Annotated in this window: 20 protein-coding genes; 18 read left to right on the plus strand and 2 right to left on the minus strand. The window is 64.8% G+C overall.

Features of this window, described 5'->3' with window-relative positions; all coding sequences use genetic code 11:
* Nucleotides 1-6 precede the first annotated feature (6 nt).
* From gcvT to JWQ90_RS17870, 5 genes are all read left to right on the plus strand, one after another.
* Nucleotides 7-1,089 (plus strand): glycine cleavage system aminomethyltransferase GcvT, encoded by a 1,083-nt coding sequence (gene gcvT / locus JWQ90_RS17850; RefSeq protein WP_299696352.1) that lies wholly within the window; start codon nt 7-9, stop codon nt 1,087-1,089.
* Nucleotides 1,090-1,134: 45 nt separating this feature from the next.
* A complete protein-coding gene (gcvH, locus tag JWQ90_RS17855; protein ID WP_299696353.1) occupies nt 1,135-1,524 on the plus strand; it encodes a glycine cleavage system protein GcvH in 390 nt (129 codons plus the stop codon).
* Nucleotides 1,525-1,666: 142 nt separating this feature from the next.
* On the plus strand, nt 1,667-3,025 hold the full coding sequence (gene gcvPA, locus JWQ90_RS17860) for an aminomethyl-transferring glycine dehydrogenase subunit GcvPA (RefSeq protein WP_299696354.1): 1,359 nt from the start codon (nt 1,667-1,669) through the stop codon (nt 3,023-3,025).
* Between the two features lie 14 nt (nt 3,026-3,039).
* Nucleotides 3,040-4,554 carry an aminomethyl-transferring glycine dehydrogenase subunit GcvPB gene (gene gcvPB, locus JWQ90_RS17865; protein WP_299696355.1) on the plus strand — a complete coding sequence of 505 codons (1,515 nt, stop codon included), beginning with the start codon at nt 3,040-3,042 and terminating at the stop codon, nt 4,552-4,554.
* A 122-nt stretch (nt 4,555-4,676) separates the two neighbouring features.
* Nucleotides 4,677-5,609: a carbohydrate kinase family protein gene (locus JWQ90_RS17870; RefSeq protein WP_299696356.1), complete on the plus strand. Its 933-nt coding sequence runs from the start codon at nt 4,677-4,679 to the stop codon at nt 5,607-5,609.
* A gap of 194 nt (nt 5,610-5,803) precedes the next feature.
* Here JWQ90_RS17870 and JWQ90_RS17875 read toward each other — a convergent pair whose 3' ends face one another.
* Nucleotides 5,804-6,238: a TA system VapC family ribonuclease toxin gene (locus JWQ90_RS17875; protein WP_299696357.1), complete on the minus strand. Its 435-nt coding sequence runs from the start codon at nt 6,236-6,238 to the stop codon at nt 5,804-5,806.
* Nucleotides 6,235-6,513: a type II toxin-antitoxin system VapB family antitoxin gene (locus JWQ90_RS17880; protein ID WP_299696358.1), complete on the minus strand. Its 279-nt coding sequence runs from the start codon at nt 6,511-6,513 to the stop codon at nt 6,235-6,237. The genes JWQ90_RS17875 and JWQ90_RS17880 overlap by 4 nt, the downstream gene beginning before the upstream one ends.
* A 163-nt stretch (nt 6,514-6,676) precedes the next feature.
* On the opposite strand from JWQ90_RS17880, the gene JWQ90_RS17885 reads away from it, so the two are divergent.
* From JWQ90_RS17885 to der, 13 genes are all read left to right on the plus strand, one after another.
* Complete coding sequence (locus tag JWQ90_RS17885; protein WP_299696359.1) at nt 6,677-6,928, plus strand: type II toxin-antitoxin system VapB family antitoxin; 252 nt, start codon at nt 6,677-6,679, stop codon at nt 6,926-6,928.
* Entirely contained in the window at nt 6,915-7,340 is a 426-nt protein-coding gene (locus JWQ90_RS17890) for a TA system VapC family ribonuclease toxin (protein ID WP_299696360.1), read from the plus strand. Before JWQ90_RS17885 ends, JWQ90_RS17890 begins: the two co-directional genes overlap by 14 nt.
* 21 nt (nt 7,341-7,361) lie before the next feature.
* Nucleotides 7,362-8,534: a class I SAM-dependent rRNA methyltransferase gene (locus JWQ90_RS17895; RefSeq protein ID WP_299696361.1), complete on the plus strand. Its 1,173-nt coding sequence runs from the start codon at nt 7,362-7,364 to the stop codon at nt 8,532-8,534.
* Between the two features lie 121 nt (nt 8,535-8,655).
* Nucleotides 8,656-9,468 carry a prolipoprotein diacylglyceryl transferase gene (lgt, locus tag JWQ90_RS17900; RefSeq protein WP_299696362.1) on the plus strand — a complete coding sequence of 271 codons (813 nt, stop codon included), beginning with the start codon at nt 8,656-8,658 and terminating at the stop codon, nt 9,466-9,468.
* A gap of 151 nt (nt 9,469-9,619) precedes the next feature.
* Nucleotides 9,620-10,051 (plus strand): nucleoside-diphosphate kinase, encoded by a 432-nt coding sequence (gene ndk, locus JWQ90_RS17905; RefSeq protein ID WP_299696363.1) that lies wholly within the window; start codon nt 9,620-9,622, stop codon nt 10,049-10,051.
* Nucleotides 10,052-10,063: 12 nt separating this feature from the next.
* Nucleotides 10,064-11,251, plus strand: a complete 1,188-nt coding sequence (rlmN, locus tag JWQ90_RS17910; RefSeq protein ID WP_299696364.1) for a 23S rRNA (adenine(2503)-C(2))-methyltransferase RlmN — start codon at nt 10,064-10,066, stop codon at nt 11,249-11,251.
* Nucleotides 11,248-12,030, plus strand: coding sequence for a type IV pilus biogenesis/stability protein PilW (pilW, locus tag JWQ90_RS17915; RefSeq protein ID WP_299696365.1), 783 nt, complete (start codon nt 11,248-11,250; stop codon nt 12,028-12,030). Before rlmN ends, pilW begins: the two co-directional genes overlap by 4 nt.
* Nucleotides 12,027-12,959, plus strand: coding sequence for a RodZ domain-containing protein (locus JWQ90_RS17920; protein WP_299696366.1), 933 nt, complete (start codon nt 12,027-12,029; stop codon nt 12,957-12,959). The genes pilW and JWQ90_RS17920 overlap by 4 nt, the downstream gene beginning before the upstream one ends.
* Nucleotides 12,960-12,990: 31 nt before the next feature.
* Nucleotides 12,991-14,106 (plus strand): flavodoxin-dependent (E)-4-hydroxy-3-methylbut-2-enyl-diphosphate synthase, encoded by a 1,116-nt coding sequence (gene ispG, locus JWQ90_RS17925; protein WP_299696374.1) that lies wholly within the window; start codon nt 12,991-12,993, stop codon nt 14,104-14,106.
* 130 nt (nt 14,107-14,236) lie between these two features.
* The gene (gene hisS, locus JWQ90_RS17930) at nt 14,237-15,511 is read left to right on the plus strand and encodes a histidine--tRNA ligase (protein WP_299696367.1); all 1,275 of its coding nucleotides are present in this window, start codon (nt 14,237-14,239) and stop codon (nt 15,509-15,511) included.
* A 70-nt stretch (nt 15,512-15,581) separates the two neighbouring features.
* Nucleotides 15,582-16,238, plus strand: a complete 657-nt coding sequence (locus JWQ90_RS17935; protein ID WP_299696368.1) for a tetratricopeptide repeat protein — start codon at nt 15,582-15,584, stop codon at nt 16,236-16,238.
* A gap of 8 nt (nt 16,239-16,246) precedes the next feature.
* Nucleotides 16,247-17,407 (plus strand): outer membrane protein assembly factor BamB, encoded by a 1,161-nt coding sequence (gene bamB / locus JWQ90_RS17940; protein ID WP_299696369.1) that lies wholly within the window; start codon nt 16,247-16,249, stop codon nt 17,405-17,407.
* A gap of 12 nt (nt 17,408-17,419) precedes the next feature.
* A complete protein-coding gene (der, locus tag JWQ90_RS17945) occupies nt 17,420-18,826 on the plus strand; it encodes a ribosome biogenesis GTPase Der (RefSeq protein ID WP_299696370.1) in 1,407 nt (468 codons plus the stop codon).
* The last annotated feature ends 436 nt before the right edge of the window (nt 18,827-19,262 follow it).

Below are 19,262 nucleotides of genomic sequence, written 5' to 3' on the forward strand. Positions count from 1 at the left end.
GACCGCATGCTCAAGCAAACCGCGCTGCATTCCGAACATCAGCGCCTCGGCGCCCGCCTGGTCGATTTCGCCGGCTGGGACATGCCGATCCAGTATCAATCCCAGCTCGACGAACACCACGCCGTGCGCAGCGGCGCCGGCATGTTCGACGTCGCGCATATGTCGGCGGTGGATCTGCATGGCGCGCGTACCCGCGAATTCCTGCGCCAGCTGCTGGCCAACGATGTCGCCAAGCTCAAGATTCCGGGCAAGGCGCTCTATACCTGCATGTTGCGCGAGGACGGCGGCATCCTCGACGACCTGATTGTCTATTTCCTCAGCGACGACTGGTTTCGCCTGGTGGTCAACGCCGGCACCACCGACAAGGACCTGGCCTGGATCAAGGCCAAGGCGACGGATTACGGCGTCAGCGTCAGCTATCGCGACGACCTCGGCATCCTTGCGGTGCAGGGCCCGCAGGCGCGCGCCATCGTCGCGCGCCACCTGCCGGGCAAGCTCGCCGAAGCCTCGCTCGCGCTGGTCGCGTTCCAGGCGGCGCATGAAGGTGAGCTATTCGTCGGCCGCACCGGCTACACCGGCGAAGACGGCTTCGAGCTGATCCTGCCGCATGCGGAGCTGGTGGCGCTGTGGACCCAGTTGCTGGCCGACGGCGTCAAACCCTGCGGACTCGGCGCGCGCGACACCTTGCGCCTGGAAGCCGGCATGAACCTGTATGGCCTTGACATGGACGAGAGCGTACATCCGCTCGAAGCCGGCCTGGGCTGGACCGTGGCCTGGGCTCCGGAGGATCGCGACTTCATCGGTCGCAAGGCGATCGAGGCTTATCGCGCCGCGAGCCCGAAAGTATTCGTCGGCCTGTTGCTCGAAGGCCGCGGCGTGATGCGCTCGCATATGAAAGTGCGCTTCGCTGATGCCGGTGCCGGCGAAACCACCAGCGGCGGCTTCGCGCCGACGATGAAGCAGTCGATCGCGCTGGCGCGGGTCGACGCCGCCCATGCCGGCGCCTGCGAAGTCGAGATTCGCGGGCAGTGGGTCGCGGCACGCATCGTGAAAGCGCCGTTTGTGCGCAACGGCAAAGTTCTGATCTGAAGCAGCCTCAACTCACGCGACGCAGCAATCTCTGGAGAGACCTGGATGAGCAATATCCCCGCTGACCTGAAGTACGTCACCAGCCACGAATGGATCAAGCTGCAGGCCGACGGCACTTTGCTGATCGGCATCACCGACCACGCTCAGGGCGCGCTCGGCGATCTGGTGTTCGTGGACGTACCGAAGGTCGGCCGCGTGCTCGTGGCGCACGAAGCCTGCGCCGTGGTCGAGTCGGTCAAGGCCGCGTCTGACGTGTACGCGCCGCTGGCCGGCGAAGTCATCGCGGTCAACGAGGCGCTGGCCGGCGCGCCGGAACTGCTCAACAGCGATCCCTACGGCGCCGGCTGGATGTGGCAGCTGAGGCCGGCCAACCCCGCGGATATCGACACGCTGTTGGACGCGGCGGGTTACGCCAAGGTTCTCGAAACCGCCTGAGTTTTTATTCCCTCCCCCGCGAGCGGGGGAGGGCTAGGGTGGGGGCGAGACGTCGCGGAGTTGCTCTCTCGGCTCGCCCCCATCCCAGCCTTCCCCCGCAAGCGGGGGAAGGAGCAAAGCCCATCATTTCACCGACGATCCCATGCCCTTTATTCCTCACACCGAAACCGATGTCGCCGACATGCTGTCGGCGATCGGTGCCCCGAGTTTCGACTCGCTGTTTGACGAGATCCCGGCCGAACTGCGCTGCGGTCCGCTCGCGCATGTGCCGCAGCGCTTGACCGAAATGGAAGTCGCGCGGCTGATGCATGGCCGCGCGCACCAGGACCGGCACGGCCTGAGTTTCATCGGCGCCGGTGCCTACGAGCATCACATTCCGGCCGCAGTCTGGGAGATCACCACGCGCGGTGAATTCTACTCCGCGTACACGCCGTACCAGGCCGAAGCCAGCCAGGGTACGCTGCAGCTGCTGTACGAATTCCAGAGCATGATGACCGCGCTGACCGGCATGGACGTCAGCAATGCGTCGATGTACGACGGTGCTTCCGCGCTGGCCGAATCGGTGCTGATGGCCGAGCGCAGCCACAAGGCCGGCAAGCGCCGGGTCGTCGTGCCGCGCACCCTGCATCCGCTATATCGCAAGGTGCTGTTCGCGCTGATCGACGCGCAGAAGATCGACATTGTCGAGATTCCGCATGATGCTTCCGGCCGCACCGATATCGGCGCGATCGAGGCACTGGAAGCGGGCAGCTTCACTTGCCTGGTGATTCCGCAGCCGAACTTTTTCGGCGCGTTCGAAGACGTCGACGCGCTGACGAATCTCGCACGCGCAAAGGGCGCGATGGTGATCGCCGTGGTCAATCCGGTGTCGCTGGCGCTGCTGAAACCGCCGGGCGAGTGGGGAGCCACTGGAGCCGACATCGTCTGCGGCGACGGACAGCCGCTGGGCGCGCCGCTGGCTTCGGGTGGCCCGTACTTCGGCTTCCTGACCGCGAAGCAGGAGCTCGTCCGCCAGATGCCGGGCCGCATCGTCGGCCGCACCGTCGACCTCGACGGCAAGCCGGGTTTCACGCTGACCTTGCAGGCGCGCGAGCAGCACATCCGCCGCAGCAAGGCGACGTCGAACATCTGCACCAACCAGGGTCTGCTGGTGACGGCGGCGACGATCCACATGACGCTGCTCGGCGCCGAAGGTCTGGCTCGTGTGGCTACCGCGAGCATGCACGGCACGGCCGAGCTGCTGAAACTGTTGTCCGACATCCCCGGCGTCAGCCGCGTGTTCGACAACGGCGGCTTCCATGAGACGGCGATCGTGCTGCCGCGCGCGGTCGCGCCGGTGTTGGAGGCGCTCGCTGCGGAGTACGGAATCCTCGGCGGTTTCGATCTGTCCGCCGACTATCCGGAGCTTGGCAATGCACTGCTGCTGTGCGTGACCGAAACCAAGACGCACGCCGACCTGCGCCATTACGCCGAAGCGCTCGCTGCCGTGCTGGCCCGTTAACAGAGAAACCTTCCATGTCCGAACCTCTGATCTTCGAACGTTCCTCACCGGGCCGCAGCGCCTACGCGCAGCGTCCGGCCGCGGCGGCGGATTTTTCCGCCATTCCGGAAGCACTGCGCCGCAAGACGCCGCCGCTGATGCCGGAAGTCTCCGAACTGCAGGCGGTGCGTCATTACACGCGCTTGTCCAAGCGCAACTTCTCGATCGACACGCACTTCTACCCGCTGGGTTCGTGCACGATGAAGTACAACCCGCGCGCCTGTAACACGCTGGCGATGCTGCCGGAATTTTTGGCAAGACATCCGCTGGCGCCGATGTCGCATAGCCAGGGATTTCTGGCCTGCATGTACGACCTGCAGGAGATCCTGAAGGACGTCACCGGCATGGCCGGCGTCAGCCTGACGCCGATGGCCGGCGCACAGGGCGAGTTCGCCGGCGTCGCAATGATCCGTGCTTATCATCGTGCGCGCGGCGACAGCGCGCGCACCGAAATCCTGGTGCCCGATGCGGCGCACGGCACCAATCCGGCGACCGCGACGATGATGGGCTACACCACGCGCGAAATCCCGACGAACAGTGAGGGCGATGTCGACATCGAAGCGCTGCGCGCCGCGGTCGGGCCGCACACCGCCGGCATCATGCTGACCAATCCGTCGACGCTGGGCGTATTCGAGCGCCGCATCAAGCAGATCGCCGGCATCGTCCACGACGCCGGCGGCCTGCTGTATTACGACGGCGCCAATCTGAATGCGATTCTCGGCAAGGTGCGGCCCGGAGACATGGGCTTCGACGTGATCCACATGAACCTGCACAAGACCTTCAGCACGCCGCATGGCGGCGGTGGGCCGGGTGCCGGTGCGGTGGGTGTGTCACAGCGCATGCTGCCGTTCATGCCGATCCCGATCGTCGGTAAAGCAACTTCCCCTCCCCCGCTTGCGGGGGAGGGTCAAGGTGGGGGCGCGAGCGGCGAAGCCGCGAGTTTCCGATGGCTGGACGAGCGCGATCTGCCGCAGTCGATCGGCCGCCTGTCGACCTTCATGGGCAACGCTGGCGTGCTGATCCGTGCGTATATCTACGCGCGCATGCTCGGCCGCGACGGCATGCAGCGTGTCGCCGAATACGCGACGCTCAACGCCAACTACCTGATGGCGAGTCTGCGTGACAAGGGCTTCGATCTGGCGTTTCCGGGCCGCCGTGCCAGCCACGAATTCATCATCACCTTGAAGCGCCAGAAACAGCAGATCGAGCTGAGCGCGACCGACGTCGCCAAGCGCCTGCTGGACTACGGCTTCCACGCGCCGACCGTGTATTTCCCGCTGCTGGTGCCGGAATGCCTGCTGATCGAGCCGACCGAGACCGAAGACAAGCAGACGCTGGATCTGTTTGTCGACGCGCTGGTCGCGATCTGGGCCGAGGCCAGGCGCGACATCAAGTATGTGAAGGGCGCGCCGTACACCATGCCGGTACGCAGGCTCGACGACGTCCGTGCTGCGCGTCAGCTGGATATTCGCTACCAGCCGAAGCCGTAGCCGTAGGTCGGCAATCCTTTGCCGACGTGAGACCTTGCTCGCGCAACCGAGCCTGCACGTCGGCAAGGGATTGCCGACCTACGGCTGGCACCTCATCCTGAATTTCAATCCAAGGAAGCAACATGAGCGTACTCATCACCGGTTCCATGGCCTACGACACCATCATGGTGTTCCCCGGCTACTTCAAGAACGAGATCCTGCCGGACAAGGTGCACATCCTGAATGTGTCCTTCCTGGTGCCGCAGCTGCGCCGCGAGTTCGGCGGTTGCGCCGGCAACATCGCCTACAACCTGCACCTGCTCGGCGGTGACGCGCTGCCGATGGCGACGGTCGGCAAGGACTTCGACATGTACTCGGCCTGGATGCAACAGACCGGCGTGAATCAGTCGATGCTGAAAAAGCTGGACGACACCTACACCGCGCAGGCCTACATCACCAACGACCTGGATGACAACCAGATCACCGCCTTCCATCCGGGCGCGATGAGCTTTTCGCACCAGCAGGACGTGCCAGCCAAGGGCATCACGCTCGGCACGGTGTCGCCGGACGGGCGCGACGGCATGCTGCTGCACGCCCGGCAGTTCGCCGAGGCTGGCATTCCGTTCATCTTCGATCCGGGCCAGGGCCTGCCGATGTTCGGCGGCGACGAGTTGAAGGCCTTCATCGACCAGGCGACCTATGTGGCGGTCAACGACTACGAGGCCGAGATGATCATTGCCAAGACCGGCCTGACGCTGAAGCAGATCGGTGAGCGCGTCGAGGCGCTGATCGTCACCCGCGGCAGCAAGGGCTCGGAGATCTACACCAAGGGCAAGCTGTTCGAGATTCCCTGTGCCAAGGCCGAGTCGCTAGCCGACCCGACCGGCTGCGGCGACGCCTATCGCGGCGGCTTGCTGTACGGTCTGTCGAATGGGCTTGACTGGGAAACCACCGGCCGCATCGCCTCTCTGATGGGTGCGATCAAGATCGAGCGTCTCGGTCCGCAGAACCACAAGTTCAGCCCGGAAGGCTTCCGCGCGCGCTTCAAGCAGGAGTTCCACTACGACCTGGCGTAAGGCGGGAGAAGCGAAGCGCATCGCGCCTCTCGCGCTCGGGACAAACCGGTTTTTGCCGCTGGCCAGTACAACGACATTCCGGTCCTCCCGACTAGCGCCAACGGCGCGGACGCATGCCTTGCCGGCAACCGCGAAACGCAGGGGCCGCTGTTCCTGGTGAATTTGCAGAGCTCGGGCGCGCCTGCCTCCGTGCATTACACCAACAGCGGATTGACCACCTTGAGCCGCGGGAACCGGCTGAAATCGCGGTCGGCGGACCACAGTTCGGTGATGCCGTGATGCAGGCACAGTGCAGCGATACGGGCGTCATGGATCATTGGGCCTTGAACCCTGGCCGTGGTCGCGACGGACTTCAGTTGCTCCAGGTAGCCTTCATCCTCCGCCAGCAACTGCAGCTGGGTCTGCCGGCAAAAGCCAGCGACAATATCCAAGGCAAGCGCAAGCGGCGTGGGCTGTTTGAATATGCGCGCATGAGTCACGACCGAGATGAATTCATGCATGCAGGGCCAAGGGATCGCCCAGCGCGCTTTGCCGTTGAGAAGCTGCTCCAGCAAAGATGACGCACGATTGTGGAACGGCGAATCCGCCCGGTGCGCATAGACCAGCAGGTTGGTGTCAACTCCGATCAAGGTTTGGGCTGGCCGGGCATTTCGTCGGGCATCTCGACGTGCCTCTCGTATAGGGCATCGCGGATTTGCGACCATCCCGCGTTCTTGAATTCATCGGTCAATCCACCGCTACCGAAAACGGGCATCACAAACGAGGGCTCGGTCTTTTGGCTGCGCGCCTGCAGTGCCAGCCGCAAGCCTTCTTCCACCAGCGCACGCAGGGTCTTGCCTTCCCGCTTCGCCGCCTTGCGGCTACGGGCAAAAAGCTCGTCGTTGATCTCTATGGTGGTCTTCATATGGGTTGCCCATATCATGAATATGGGAAGACTGTAAGGATGGTTCTGGGCTGACGCAAGCTCTTATGAAATCCGAGGCGATCACCGCGCTGGTTACCCGCCTTGCGGGATGTTCCGCCACGGCGTGCTAAACTGCATGCAGATTTCTGCATCAGAGCCGTCAATGCGAACCACGCTCGACATCGAGGACCGCCTGCTACGTGAGGCCAAGTCCGCGGCCGCCCAGCAGGGAACCACGTTGACCGCGATCATCGAACAAGCGCTGAGGCGTTTGCTTGAAGGCGCGGGCGGCAAGCCAAGTGGAAAAAAGATAGGCAAGCTGCCGCCCCTTCCGCTGGCCAAGCCGGGCAAAGGTCAGCTGATCGACCTTGCCAGCAACGAACGCATTTCCGAATTGCTGGATGAACATCCCTGACGTCAATGTACTGGTTTCGGCGTTCCGCACCGACGCCGTCCATTACGAGGTCAGCGAACTTTGGCTCAGAACGGCGATCGAGGCCGGAGAGCCGATCGGCTTGCTGGATTCGGTGGTGACCGGATTCTTGCGGGTGGTGACCAATGTCCGTGCGTTCGACCCGCCTTCCGAAATGTCCGATGCACTGGAGCGCATCGATTTTCTGCTGGCGACGAACGAGGTGCGCTGGCTGAAGTCGGGTCCCGGCTATTGGGACAGTCTCAAACGTCTGGTGGAATCGGCGCAGATCCGCGCCCATCTGGTTTCCGACGCTCATATCGCTGCGATTGCGCTCAACGAGGGCGCGACCGTGGTGACTCTGGATCGCGACTTCAAGCGCCTGAAGCCGGTCAAAACGAAGTTTCTGATTTAGGCCAGTTCAGGCCGGACCAACATGCTCACCGTAAAACTCAAGAAGAACGAAGACCGCCGCCTGCGCGCCGGTCACCTGTGGATCTATTCCAACGAGATCGACACCGAGGAGACGCCGATCAAGGGTGTCGTCGCCGGCACCTTGTGCCGCTACGCCGACAACCGCGGCAAGATTCTCGGCATCGGCTACATCAACCCGACGGCGCTGCTGTGCGGCCGCCTGCTCACCGGCAAGGCCGATGCGACGATCGACATCAACTGGTTCCAGCGCCGTCTGCAGTCCGCGCTGAACCTGCGCAAGCGCATCTACCCGACGCCGCATTACCGCATGGTGTTCGGCGACAGCGACGGCCTGCCGGGCCTGGTCGTGGACCGCTACGACGACGTGCTGGTCGTGCAGTTGACGACTGCCGGCATGGAGCTGCTCAATCCCCTGGTGATCGACGCGCTGACCCGCGTGTTGAAACCGCGCGGCATCCTGCTGCGCAACGACACCTCCTCGCGCGAAATCGAAGGCCTGTCGCTGTACGAGGAAGTGATCGGCGACGTGCCCGAAGTGGTCGATCTGATCGAGTCCGGCGTGCCGTTCAAGGCGCCGATCCGCGGCGGCCAGAAGACCGGCTGGTTCTACGACCAGCACGCCAACCGCGACCGCCTCGCTCCTTATGTAAAGGACGCGCGCGTGCTCGACGTGTTCAGCTATGTCGGTGCCTGGGCGGTGCGTGCCGCCAAGTTCGGTGCCTCCGAGATCAGCTGCGTCGACAGCTCCAAGCTGGCGCTGGATTCGGCCAAGATCAACGCCGAACTCAATGGCCTGACGGTCGAAACCCATCAGGGCGAGGCGCTCGACGTGCTCAAGCGCCTGCGCGGCGAAGGCAAGCTGTACGACGTGGTCGTGGTCGATCCGCCGGCACTGATCAAGCGCAAGCGCGACACCGACGCCGGCACCGAGCACTACGCGGCGCTGAACCGCCAGGCGATCCAGCTGCTGGCGCCGGACGGCTTTCTGATCAGCTGCTCTTGCTCGTTCCACATGGAGGCGTCCGAATTGCAGCGCATCCTGCTGCGCGAAGCGCGCGCCGCGGGGCGTCGCCTGCAGATCCTGGAAGTCGGTGGCCAGGCCCAGGATCATCCGGTGCACCCGGCGATCCCGGAGACGCGGTATCTGAAGAGCTTCGTCTGTCGGCTGGCCTAGCGGCGGCCCTGTAGGAGCGGGTCATACCCGCGACTGTACCCTTCAAGGTTCCAGTCGCGGGTATGACCCGCTCCTACAATCGCTTCACCCCTGCGCCACTGACTGATAAAAGATCGTTTCCATGATCAAGTACCCGCATATCGATCCCGTCGCCGTCACTCTGGGCCCGCTCAAGGTGCATTGGTACGGCCTGATGTACCTGCTCGGCTTCTGGGCCGGCTGGTGGCTGGGCGTGCGCCGCGGGCGCCGCGACTTCACGCCTTTTTCAAGCCAGGCGATGTCCGACCTGCTGTTCTTCATCGTGCTCGGCGTGATTCTCGGTGGGCGCGTCGGCTACACCTTCTTCTATAACGTCGATGCCACCGGGCACCTGATCTTCCTGCGCGACCCGCTGGTGATCTTCCGCATCTGGGAAGGCGGCATGTCGTTCCACGGTGGCCTGATCGGCGTGCTGATCGCGCTGGGCTGGTATGCGCGCAGCCGCAAGCTGAGCTTTTTCTACGTCGCCGATTTCATCGTCCCGGTGGTTCCGGTGGGCCTGCTGACCGGCCGTATCGGCAACTTCATCAACGCCGAGCTGTGGGGCGCGCCGACCACGCTGCCCTGGGCGATGATCTTCCCGACCGATCCGCTGGGTTTGCCGCGCCATCCGTCGATGCTCTATGAAGCCTTCCTCGAGGGCTTCGTGCTGCTCTGCGTGATGCTGTGGTTTTCGCGCAAGCCGCGGCCGCCGATGGCGGTGTCCGGGCTGTTCCTGCTGCTCTACGGCATTTTCCGCTGGGCCGTCGAGTTCGTGCGTACGCCGGATACCCAGCTCGGTTACCTGGCTTTCGGCTGGCTGACGATGGGCCAGGTCCTGTGCATCCCGATGCTGGTGGCCGGTGCGCTGATGCTAGCCCTGGCCTACGGCAGGCCGCCGCGGCGCCCCACTTGACACGATCGCGATTGCTGCGCAAGCCCCCTGGCGACTAAAATGGAGGGCTTTTCTACCGCCGGGTCGGTTGCCGGCCGCGCGGAGCCGCATTTTCCCGGCCCGGGATCTTCCCGGGCACTACACCCGCTCCAACATCAATAGGATTATTCAGATGGCTGTCGAACGCACACTCTCCATCATCAAGCCGGACGCGGTCTCCAAGAACGTGATCGGCCAGATCTATACGCGCTTCGAGCAGGCCGGCCTCAAGATCGTCGCATCGCGCATGACCCACCTGACCGAGAAGGAAGCCGGCGGTTTCTACGCCGCCCACGCGGCCCGCGGTTTCTTCAAGGATCTGGTGGCCTTCATGGTCAGCGGTCCGGTCGTGATCCAGGTGCTGGAAGGCGAAGACGCGATCGCCAAGCACCGCGAGATCATGGGAGCCACCGACCCGAAGAAGGCAGCCAAGGGCACCATCCGCGCCGATTTCGCCGACTCGATCGACGAGAACTCGGTGCACGGCTCCGATAGCACTGAGGCGGCCGCCACCGAAATCGCATACTTCTTCCGCACCACCGAACTCGCTCCGCGCACCCGCTAAGAGCATGAGGCCATGCAGGACCTGATCCCCGAGACGCAGCCGCAGACCGAGACCCCCGTGGTCTCTGTGCCGGCGGCTGGCTCGAAGAAGGTCAACCTGTTCGGCCTCAACCGCGTGCAGATGCGCGCGCTGTTTGCCGACATGGGCGAAGCCGCCTACCGCGCCGACCAGATCATGGGCTGGATCTACCGGCGCGGCGTCGACGACTTTGAAGCGATGACGAACGTGTCGAAGGACCTGCGGCAACGCATGCAGGCGCGCTTCGACATCTTTCATCCGGAACTGCTCGCCGAGCAGACTTCCACCGACGGCACCCGCAAGTGGGTGCTCAAGCTCGACGGCGGCAATGCGATCGAGACAGTGTTCATTCCGGAGGCCAATCGCGGAACCCTGTGCATCTCCTCGCAGGTCGGCTGCGCGATGGACTGCTCGTTCTGCTCGACCGCGCAGCAGGGTTTCAGCCGTAATCTGAGCGCGGCCGAAATCGTCGCCCAGGTCTGGTTTGCGGCGAAGACGCTCGGCGGCGATTTCCAGAACGAACGCGTGATCAGCAACGTGGTGTTCATGGGCATGGGCGAGCCGCTCGCCAACTATGCGCAGACCCTGGTCGCGATCAGCATCCTGCAGGACGACTTCGGTTTCGGCCTCTCCAAGCGCCGCGTCACCGTGTCGACGTCGGGGCTAGTGCCGTTCATGGACCGGCTGCGCACGGACTGCGACACCGCGCTGGCAGTGAGCCTGCATGCGCCGAACGACGAGCTGCGCAACCAGCTGGTGCCGATCAACCGCAAGTACCCGATCGCCGAGCTGATGGACGCCTGCCGCCGTTACACCTCGGGCAAGGATCGCAAGATGCACATCGTCTACGAGTACGTGATGCTCGACGGGGTCAACGACCATCCGGATCTCGCCCGCCAGCTGGCCAGGCTGCTCGCCGGCATGCCGGCCAAGGTCAACCTGATTCCGTTCAATCCGTTCCCGCAGACTCAGTACAAGCGCTCCAAGCCCGACGTGATTGCGCGCTTCGCCGAAATCCTGCGCCAGAAGGACATCCTGGTGACCACGCGGCGCACCCGCGGCGACGACATCGACGCCGCCTGCGGTCAGCTGGTCGGCCGGGTGCAGTCCAGGCAGAAGCAGCGGCTGCGCGATCTGGGCGTCAAAGTCGAGATCGGTTCGGCAGCGTCGAACGGTCGATGACCCGAGCCGTCCGCACTGTTCTCATTATCCTGCTAGCGGTGCTGCCGGCTGCCTGCGTCAGCACCACCAGCAACGACCAGGGTGCGATCCAGAACGACAGCAAGCCCGACTACGTCGAAGCGGCCAAGCTCAACACCCAGCTCGGCATCGACTATGCGCGCCAGAACCAGGACGACCTGGCGATGGAGAAGCTCAAGCGCGCGCTCGAGCAGGACCCGCGGCTGCCAGCAGCACACTCGACCATCGCCTACCTGTACGCCAAGCGCGGCGAAGACGGCGAGGCCGACAAGCACTACCGGCGCGCCCTCGAGCTGGACCCGAAGGATGCCTCGACTAAAAACAACTACGGCGTCTTCCTGTGCGCGCACCAGCGCGCCGTCGAGGCCGGCAAGCTGTTCCACGAGGCCGCGGCGGACAAGCAGTACCGCTCGCCGGAAGTGGCTTTGACCAATGCAGGCGTCTGTGAGCGCAAAAAGCCCGATCTGGCCGCCGCCGAGCGCGATTTCCGCGCGGCGCTGAAAGCCAACCCCAATTTTGCCGACGCCTTGTCGCAGATGGCCTGGCTCTCGTACCAGCAAAAAGACTACCTGCGCGCCCGTGCTTTCCTGCAGCGTTACCAGCAGGCCGGCCCGGCGACACCAGAAACTTTGCTGATCGGTGCACTCACCGAGAAGGCTCTCGGCGATACTGTCGCTGCCGGCGCCTACGAGCAGCGGCTCCGAAAAGAATTTCCCGAATCCGACGAGAGCGGCAGCCTGCCGCACGCATCCGCACCATGAACGCCGAGACCCCGCAAGCCCCTGCTGCCCCCGCGCCTGCCGCGCCTGCATCGTCGGCCGAAAGCCCCGGGACGCTGATCCGCGCCGCCCGCGAGCGCGCCAAGCTGACCCTCGCCGATTTCGCCAGCCAGACCAAGCTGGCGATCACCACGCTCGACGCACTCGAGCGTGACGATTTTGCGGCGCTGCTCGAGCCGGTCTACGTGCGCGGCTATTATCGAAAGTGCGCCAAGGTACTGAACATCCCCGAGCCGCAGCTGATGGCGGCTTATGCGACACGGGTGCAGCCCAAGCCAACCACGCCGCCGGCCAAGCTGCGGCTCGGCACCGGCAGCGAAGGCGGTGGGCGGCGTTTCAGCGGCGTGCTGCTGGTGGCGCTGCTGGCGGTCTTGATCGGCGTCGTGGTCTGGTATCTGCGCGGCGAGAAAACCTCGCTGATGAGCTTGCCGATCAGCGCGCCGCCGGCGACCAGCGAATCACCGGCCGTGACTAGCCCCGATTCCGCGCCGCCCACGTCATCGAACGCCACCGGCGAGGAGGCCGGCTACAGTGCCGCGCCATCGGCCGGCAATACGGTGACTCCCGCGGCTTCGTCCGAGACCGCCGCGCCGGCGTCCGTCGAAGCGCAGCCGGCCAGGCCGGCCGCGAGCGCGCCGATCACGACTCAGCCTGGTGGTTCGCAGTTGCTGCTGAACTTCGTGTCGATCTCCTGGGCACGTGTCGCCGACGCCGACGGCAAGGTGCTGTTGAACCGTGTGGTGCAGGCCGGCGAGCGCCAGGTGCTCGAAGGCAAACCGCCCTATGCGGTATTTCTGGGCAATGCGCCCGGAGTGCAGCTGCAATACCAGGGCGCGGCAGTCGACATCAAGGCCTTGATCCGCGACAGCGCGACCGCGCGCTTCTCGGTGCCGCTGGCGTCGCAGCCGTAGCGACCGGCCGGCAGCGAGCGACGCCATGTCGATGACCGCGCATCACAGGATCGAGCGGCGCAAGAGCCGGCAGATCCGGGTCGGCCGCGTCGCGGTCGGCGGCGACGCGCCGGTGTCGGTGCAGACGATGACCAATACCGACACCGAGGACGTCGCGGCCACCGTCGCCCAGATTCAGGCCGCGGTGAAGGCCGGCGTCGATATCGTCCGCGTGTCGGTGCCGACGCTGGCCGCGGCGCGCGCGTTCAAGCAGATCAAGATCCAAGTAGGCGAGGTGCCGCTGGTCGCCGATATCCACTTCAACTACAAGTGCGGCATCGCCGCGGCCGAAGCCGGTGCGGATTGCCTGCGCATCAATCCTGGCAACATCGGCAGCGAGGCCAAGATCGCCGAGGTGATCGCCTGCGCGCGCCATCACGGCATCCCGATCCGCATCGGCGTCAATGCCGGTTCGCTGGAAGCCGACCTGCAGGAAAAATACGGCGAGCCGAATGCCGACGCGCTGGTGGAATCGGCGCTGCGCCATGTCGAAATCCTGCAGCGCCACAATTTCAACGACTTCAAGGTTTCGCTGAAAGCCAGCGAGATTTTTCTGACCGTCGCCGCGTACCGCAAGCTGGCGGTGCTGATCGACCAGCCGCTGCACCTGGGCATCACCGAGGCCGGCGGCCTGCGCTCCGGCGCGGTCAAAAGCTCGATCGGCCTGGGCATGCTGCTCGCCGACGGTATCGGCGACACCATCCGCATTTCGCTGGCCGCCGATCCGATCGAGGAAGTGAAAGTCGGCTGGGACATCCTGAAGTCGCTGCATGTGCGCAGCCGCGGCATCAACCTGGTTGCCTGCCCGAGCTGTTCGCGGCAGAACTTCGACGTGGTCAAGGTCGTTGCCGAACTCGAGCGCCGCTTCGAGGACATCGACGAGCCGCTGGATCTGGCGGTGATCGGCTGCGTCGTCAACGGCCCGGGCGAATCGCGCGAGGCCACCATCGGCGTCGCCGGTGGTTATCCGAATTCGGTGTATATCGACGGCAAGGTCCAGCAGAAAGTGCACAACGATCAGCTGGTCGAGCGGCTCGATACGCTGGTGCGCGAGAAGATCGCGGCCGCGAAGACGGCGAGAACAGCAGCGGGGGAGAGCACCACTTAGAAAGTTCCCTCCCCCGCGAGCGGGGGAGGGCTAGGGTGGGGGCGAGTCGACTCAACGGCGCTCCATCGTCCGCCCCCATCCCAACCTTCCCCCGCAGGCGGGGGAAGGAGCAAAAGCAACAGCAAAAACTATGGCCCAGAAATTCCAATCCGTCCGCGGTTTCAATGACATCCTGCCAGCCGACACTGTGATATGGCAGCGAGTGGAAGCTGCCGCGCGCGAGACCTTTACCGCCTACGGTTATGGCGAGATCCGCATTCCGCTGCTGGAGAGCACGGCGCTGTTCAAGCGAGCCATCGGCGACGCCACCGATGTAGTCGAAAAGGAGATGTTCTCTTTTGACGACCGCGACAGCGGCAATCTCACATTGAGGCCTGAGTTCACCGCGGGCCTCGTGCGCGCGGGGCTCGAACATGGCCTGCTGCACAATCAGCAGCAACGCCTCTGGTGCATGGGCCCGGTGTTTCGCCACGAGCGGCCGCAGGCGGGACGCTATCGGCAGTTCCACCAACTCGACGTCGAGGCCTACGGTATTCCCGGGCCGGACGTCGACATCGAGATCGTTGCGCTGTCGGCACGGTTGCTGCGCCGGCTGGGGCTTGCCGATCTCACACTGGAGCTCAATTCACTGGGCGAGGGCGATGCCCGCGTCGCCTACCGTGCGGCACTGGTCGAGTACTTGGAGCGTTACGAATCGAGTCTGGACGAGGATTCGCGGCGGCGGCTGAAAACCAATCCTCTGCGCGTGCTCGACTCCAAGGTGCCGGCGACTCAGGAAATTGCCCGTGACGCGCCACTGCTGCTCGATCATCTTGACTCCGTTTCGCGTGCGCATTTCGATGCTCTGCGCCAGGGCCTAGAAGATCTGGGTATCGATTACGTGGTCAATCCCCGCATCGTCCGTGGCCTGGATTACTACACCCGAACTGTCTTTGAGTGGACTACAACCCGTCTTGGCTCGCAGGGCACGGTGCTGGCCGGCGGCCGCTACGACGGCCTTGTCGCCCAGTTGGGCGGCAGCCCCAGCCCCGCGATTGGCTGGGCCAGCGGCATCGAGCGCCTGATTCTGCTGCTCAAGGCGCAGGGTGACATCGAAGCGCCGCCCTTGGCCGATATCTACGTTTGCGTCCTCGGCGAGCAGGCGCAGCGACCGGCGGCACGCCTCGCCGAGCAGTTGCGTGATAGCGGATTCTCTGTCGTGTTGAACGTCGGTGGGGGTAAGCTGCCGGCCCAGTTCAAGCGCGCCGACCGCAGCGGCGCGCGGTTTGCGCTGGTGCTGGGGGATGTCGAGGCAGCGGCGGAGCAGGTTCAAGTAAAATCCCTGCGCGACGCCGCCTCCCCGCAAGAAACCTGCACCTGGGCTGAACTGCCGGCCCGGCTACGTAGTCTGTTCACAGTCCTTTAACCGCTAGCCGCTGGTCGGCGAAGCGTTCCTGCATTCCGCCGGCGAGCGGTAGCACTCCACTAGAAGAATCATGGCCACCCATTTAGACGAAGAAGAAGATCTCGAGAACCTCAAGCGCTGGTTCAAGGAGAACTGGGTGGCGCTTGCCGCCGGCCTGGTGATCGGCTTCGGCGCGATCGGCGGCTGGCAGGCCTGGAAGACCCACAAGGAGAACCAATCCCTGGCCGCGTCGCAGATGTACGACGACATGAAGAAGGCGCTGGCCGCGTCCCAGACCGACGAGGCCAAGACCATCGCCGACAAGCTGCAGGCCGACTACGCCGGCACGCCCTACGCCAGCGCCGCGGCGCTGCGTCTGGCCCAGGTCAGCGTGGCCGCGCAGGACTACGACGGCGCGCTGAAGCGTCTCGACTGGGTCGTGGAGCATGGCGGAGAAGAGGGCCTGCAGCGCCTCGCCACGCTGCGCAAGGCGCGCGTGCTGTGGCAGCAGAGCAAGCCGGACGACGCGCTGAAACTGCTCGATGGCGAGGTCGGCGACTACGCCAGCCTGTACGCCGAACTGCGCGGCGACATCGCCTACTCCAAGAACGACCGCGACACGGCGCGCAAGGCCTATCGGGCCGCGCTCGACGCCTCGCCCGAGGCCGCGGCCAACCGCGCCCTGCTGCAGCAGAAACTCGACGATCTGGCGGTGGAAACCGTCGCAGCAGACCCGGTGAAATCCTGATGCGTGTTATGCGTGGTTCCTATGCGGTCGCGGCTCTGCTGATCCCGGCGCTGCTCGCCGGCACGCTCGCCGGCTGTTCGAACAAGGGCAAGGTGCGCGAGCCGGCCAAGCTGGTCTCGATCGACAATCCGGCGGTCCAGCCGCGCAACGCCTGGTCGGCGAGCGCCGGCAGCGGCAGCGACAAGTTCTTCACCGAGCTGGCGCCCAGCCTGCAGGTCGATGCGGTCTACGCGGCCGACATCAAGGGCCGTGTCTACGCCTTCGGCGTCGACAACGGCAAGCGCTTGTGGGAGGTCAACACCAAGTCGCGCGTCGCCGCCGGCCCCGGCGTCTCCGGCGATCTGATCCTGGTCGGCACGCTCGAGGGGGAGATCATCGCGCTGAAGCGCAGCGACGGCTCCGAGGTCTGGCGCGCACAGCTGTCCAGCGAAGCTCTCGGCACGCCGGCCGGCGATGGCAACGTCGTCGTCGCGCGCTCGGTCGATGGCCGCGTCTTCGGCCTGTCCGCCGCCAACGGCAGCCGCCTGTGGTCGTTCGATCGCACCGTGCCGGAACTGGTGCTGCGCGGCATGTCGCGGCCGATCATTGTTGGCCCCAATGTGATCATCGGCATGGAGAACGGCCGTATGGCGGCGCTGAACCTGGCCGACGGCGAGCCGCGCTGGGAGCAGGCGATCAGCGTGCCCAGCGGCCGCACGGTGCTCGACCGCCTGGTCGACATCGACGGCGACATGGTGCTCGGCGACGAGTGCCTGTTTGTCGCCAGCTTCGGCGGCGAAGTGGTGTGCCTCGACCCGGCCAGCGGCCAGGTCGGCTGGCGCCGCGGCGTCAAGTCCTACAACAGCCTGGCCGCCGGCGGCGACAAGCTGTTCGTCTCCGACGAGAGCGGCGTGATCTGGGGCCTGGACGCCAAGAGCGGTGCCGCCGCCTGGAAGCAGGAAGGCCTGCTGTATCGCCACACCTCGCCGCCGGCGTTCTTCGGCGGCTATGTCGTCGTCGGCGACTATGAGGGCTATCTGCACTGGATGGATCCGTCCAACGGCAAAATCATCGGCCGCAGCCGCGTCGGCTCCTCGCCGATCACGGCGCAGCCCGTGACCAGTGAAAATCTGTTGTACGTGCAGAACGCCGACGGCCGACTCGCGGCCATCACGCTCAGCAAAAAATAGAAGAAAAGTAAAATGCAATCGGGACTCCCGGTACTGGTGTTGGTGGGACGTCCCAATGTCGGCAAATCAACCTTGTTCAACCGCCTCACCGGCACGCGCGACGCGCTGGTGGCGGACTTCGCCGGCCTGACGCGCGATCGTCAGTACGGCTACGGCGTGTTCGAGGAGAAATCCTTTATCGTCGTCGACACCGGCGGCCTGATGCCGGAGTCCGCCGATCCGCTCGCGGCGCTGGCCGAAGAGCAGGCGCAGATGGCGCTGGAAGATGCCGACCACATCTTCTTCCTGACCGACGCCAAGGCCGGCCGCCACAGTAGCGACGAGGGCATCGCCGCCCAACTGCGCAAGCTCGGCAAGCCGCTGACGCTGCTGGTCAACAAGCTCGAGGGCCGCGCACGCGGTGTTGATCGCGGCACCATGGTTGCGGATTTCTACGCGCTGGGCCTGGGCGAACCGCAGCCGGTTTCCGCTGAATTCGGCGACGGCATCGCCAGCCTGCTGCGCTCGGTGCTGGGTAAGTTCCCGGCGAACGACGCGCAATTGCCGGACGTGGAAGGCGAGGTGCGCGTCGCCATCGTCGGCCGCCCGAACGTCGGCAAATCCACGCTGGTGAATCGCCTGATCGGCGAAGAGCGCGTGGTCGCGGCGGACAAGCCTGGCACCACGCGCGACGCGATCCGCGTGCCGTTCGAATACGAAGGCAATCCGTACACGCTGATCGACACCGCCGGCATCCGGCGCCGTTCGCGTGTCGAGGAAGTGATCGAGAAGTTCTCGATCATCAAGACGCTGCAGGCGATCGAAGGCGCGCACGTGGTGATCGCGGTGGTCGACGCGCACGCCGACATCGGCGAGCAGGACGCGCGCCTGATGGGGCTCATCGCGCAACGTGGCCGCGCGATGATCCTCGCGGTGAACAAATGGGACGGCCTGGATTCCGGCGCGCGCGACCAGGCGCGCTACCAGGTCAGCCTGAAGATGCCGTTCCTGGACTACACGCCGGTGCACTACATCTCGGCCAAGCACGGCTCCGGTGTCGGCGTGGTGATGCGTGACGTCAAGGTCGCGTACGAGTCGACGATGAAGGATCTGCCGACGCCGGAGCTGACCCGAATCCTCGAGCGCAGTGTCGACCGCCACCAGCCGCCGGCGGTGCTCGGCCGACGCATCAAGCTGCGCTACGCCCACCAGGGCGGCAGCAACCCGCCGCACATCGTCATTCACGGCAACCAGACCGACAAGCTGAGCACCACCTACAAGCGCTACCTGGCCAACGAGTTCCGCGACCACTTCCAGCTCAAGGGCGTGCCGCTGGTGCTGAGTTTCAAGACCGGCGACAACCCGTTCAAGGACAAGAAGAACGTGCTGACCGGCCGCCAGGTGAAGAAGCGCCAGCGGATGATCAAGCGCTTCAAGTAAAAAACCGCGGACGCGTTTTGCGTAGGTTGGGGTGAGCGCAGCGAACCCCAACCTACGGGTTGTAAAGGCTATCGTCAGAACTGGTAGCCCACCCGCATCGTCAACTCGTCGGCGTAACCCAGCGTCGACAGCGCGTTGTCGTTCGGATTGCCGCTGACCGAGCCGTTGACGTAGTTGTAGAAGGCCTCGACGGTGAACTCGGTGTTCGGTTTCCAGCGCAGCGCCGGCTGTACCAGGATGCCGCCCTGCGCGTCGTACAGAATCGACAGGTCGGCGCGCCAGATCAGGTTCGGGAACGGCTGCTGCAGGGTAAGCGTCTGCCCGCCTCATCTTCCGACCGTTTGATCTGATCGGCAATCTTGTCTCACGCACAGGCGAGGAGGCGAGACGGTGAAGAGGAAGTCGAAGCAGGCGTTGTGGACGCGGCGGGTTCGGG

Source organism: Hydrocarboniphaga sp. (assembly GCF_028291725.1).
Classification (GTDB): Bacteria; Pseudomonadota; Gammaproteobacteria; order Nevskiales; family Nevskiaceae; genus Hydrocarboniphaga.

Excerpts from the sequence above, each read along its gene's own strand:
- rlmN (WP_299696364.1), top strand. The coding sequence starts at position 10,064 with ATGCAGGACCTGATCCCCGAGACGCAGCCGCAGACCGAGACCCCCGTG.
- gcvT (WP_299696352.1), top strand. The coding sequence starts at position 7 with ATGCTCAAGCAAACCGCGCTGCATTCCGAACATCAGCGCCTCGGCGCC.
- ndk (WP_299696363.1), top strand. The coding sequence starts at position 9,620 with ATGGCTGTCGAACGCACACTCTCCATCATCAAGCCGGACGCGGTCTCC.
- bamB (WP_299696369.1), top strand. The coding sequence starts at position 16,247 with ATGCGTGGTTCCTATGCGGTCGCGGCTCTGCTGATCCCGGCGCTGCTC.
- JWQ90_RS17935 (WP_299696368.1), top strand. The coding sequence starts at position 15,582 with ATGGCCACCCATTTAGACGAAGAAGAAGATCTCGAGAACCTCAAGCGC.
- gcvPA (WP_299696354.1), top strand. The coding sequence starts at position 1,667 with ATGCCCTTTATTCCTCACACCGAAACCGATGTCGCCGACATGCTGTCG.
- hisS (WP_299696367.1), top strand. The coding sequence starts at position 14,237 with ATGGCCCAGAAATTCCAATCCGTCCGCGGTTTCAATGACATCCTGCCA.
- gcvH (WP_299696353.1), top strand. The coding sequence starts at position 1,135 with ATGAGCAATATCCCCGCTGACCTGAAGTACGTCACCAGCCACGAATGG.
- JWQ90_RS17885 (WP_299696359.1), top strand. The coding sequence starts at position 6,677 with ATGCGAACCACGCTCGACATCGAGGACCGCCTGCTACGTGAGGCCAAG.
- pilW (WP_299696365.1), top strand. The coding sequence starts at position 11,248 with ATGACCCGAGCCGTCCGCACTGTTCTCATTATCCTGCTAGCGGTGCTG.
- JWQ90_RS17870 (WP_299696356.1), top strand. The coding sequence starts at position 4,677 with ATGAGCGTACTCATCACCGGTTCCATGGCCTACGACACCATCATGGTG.
- JWQ90_RS17920 (WP_299696366.1), top strand. The coding sequence starts at position 12,027 with ATGAACGCCGAGACCCCGCAAGCCCCTGCTGCCCCCGCGCCTGCCGCG.
- JWQ90_RS17895 (WP_299696361.1), top strand. The coding sequence starts at position 7,362 with ATGCTCACCGTAAAACTCAAGAAGAACGAAGACCGCCGCCTGCGCGCC.
- lgt (WP_299696362.1), top strand. The coding sequence starts at position 8,656 with ATGATCAAGTACCCGCATATCGATCCCGTCGCCGTCACTCTGGGCCCG.
- gcvPB (WP_299696355.1), top strand. The coding sequence starts at position 3,040 with ATGTCCGAACCTCTGATCTTCGAACGTTCCTCACCGGGCCGCAGCGCC.
- der (WP_299696370.1), top strand. The coding sequence starts at position 17,420 with ATGCAATCGGGACTCCCGGTACTGGTGTTGGTGGGACGTCCCAATGTC.
- JWQ90_RS17880 (WP_299696358.1), bottom strand. The coding sequence starts at position 6,513 with ATGAAGACCACCATAGAGATCAACGACGAGCTTTTTGCCCGTAGCCGC.
- ispG (WP_299696374.1), top strand. The coding sequence starts at position 12,991 with ATGACCGCGCATCACAGGATCGAGCGGCGCAAGAGCCGGCAGATCCGG.
- JWQ90_RS17890 (WP_299696360.1), top strand. The coding sequence starts at position 6,915 with ATGAACATCCCTGACGTCAATGTACTGGTTTCGGCGTTCCGCACCGAC.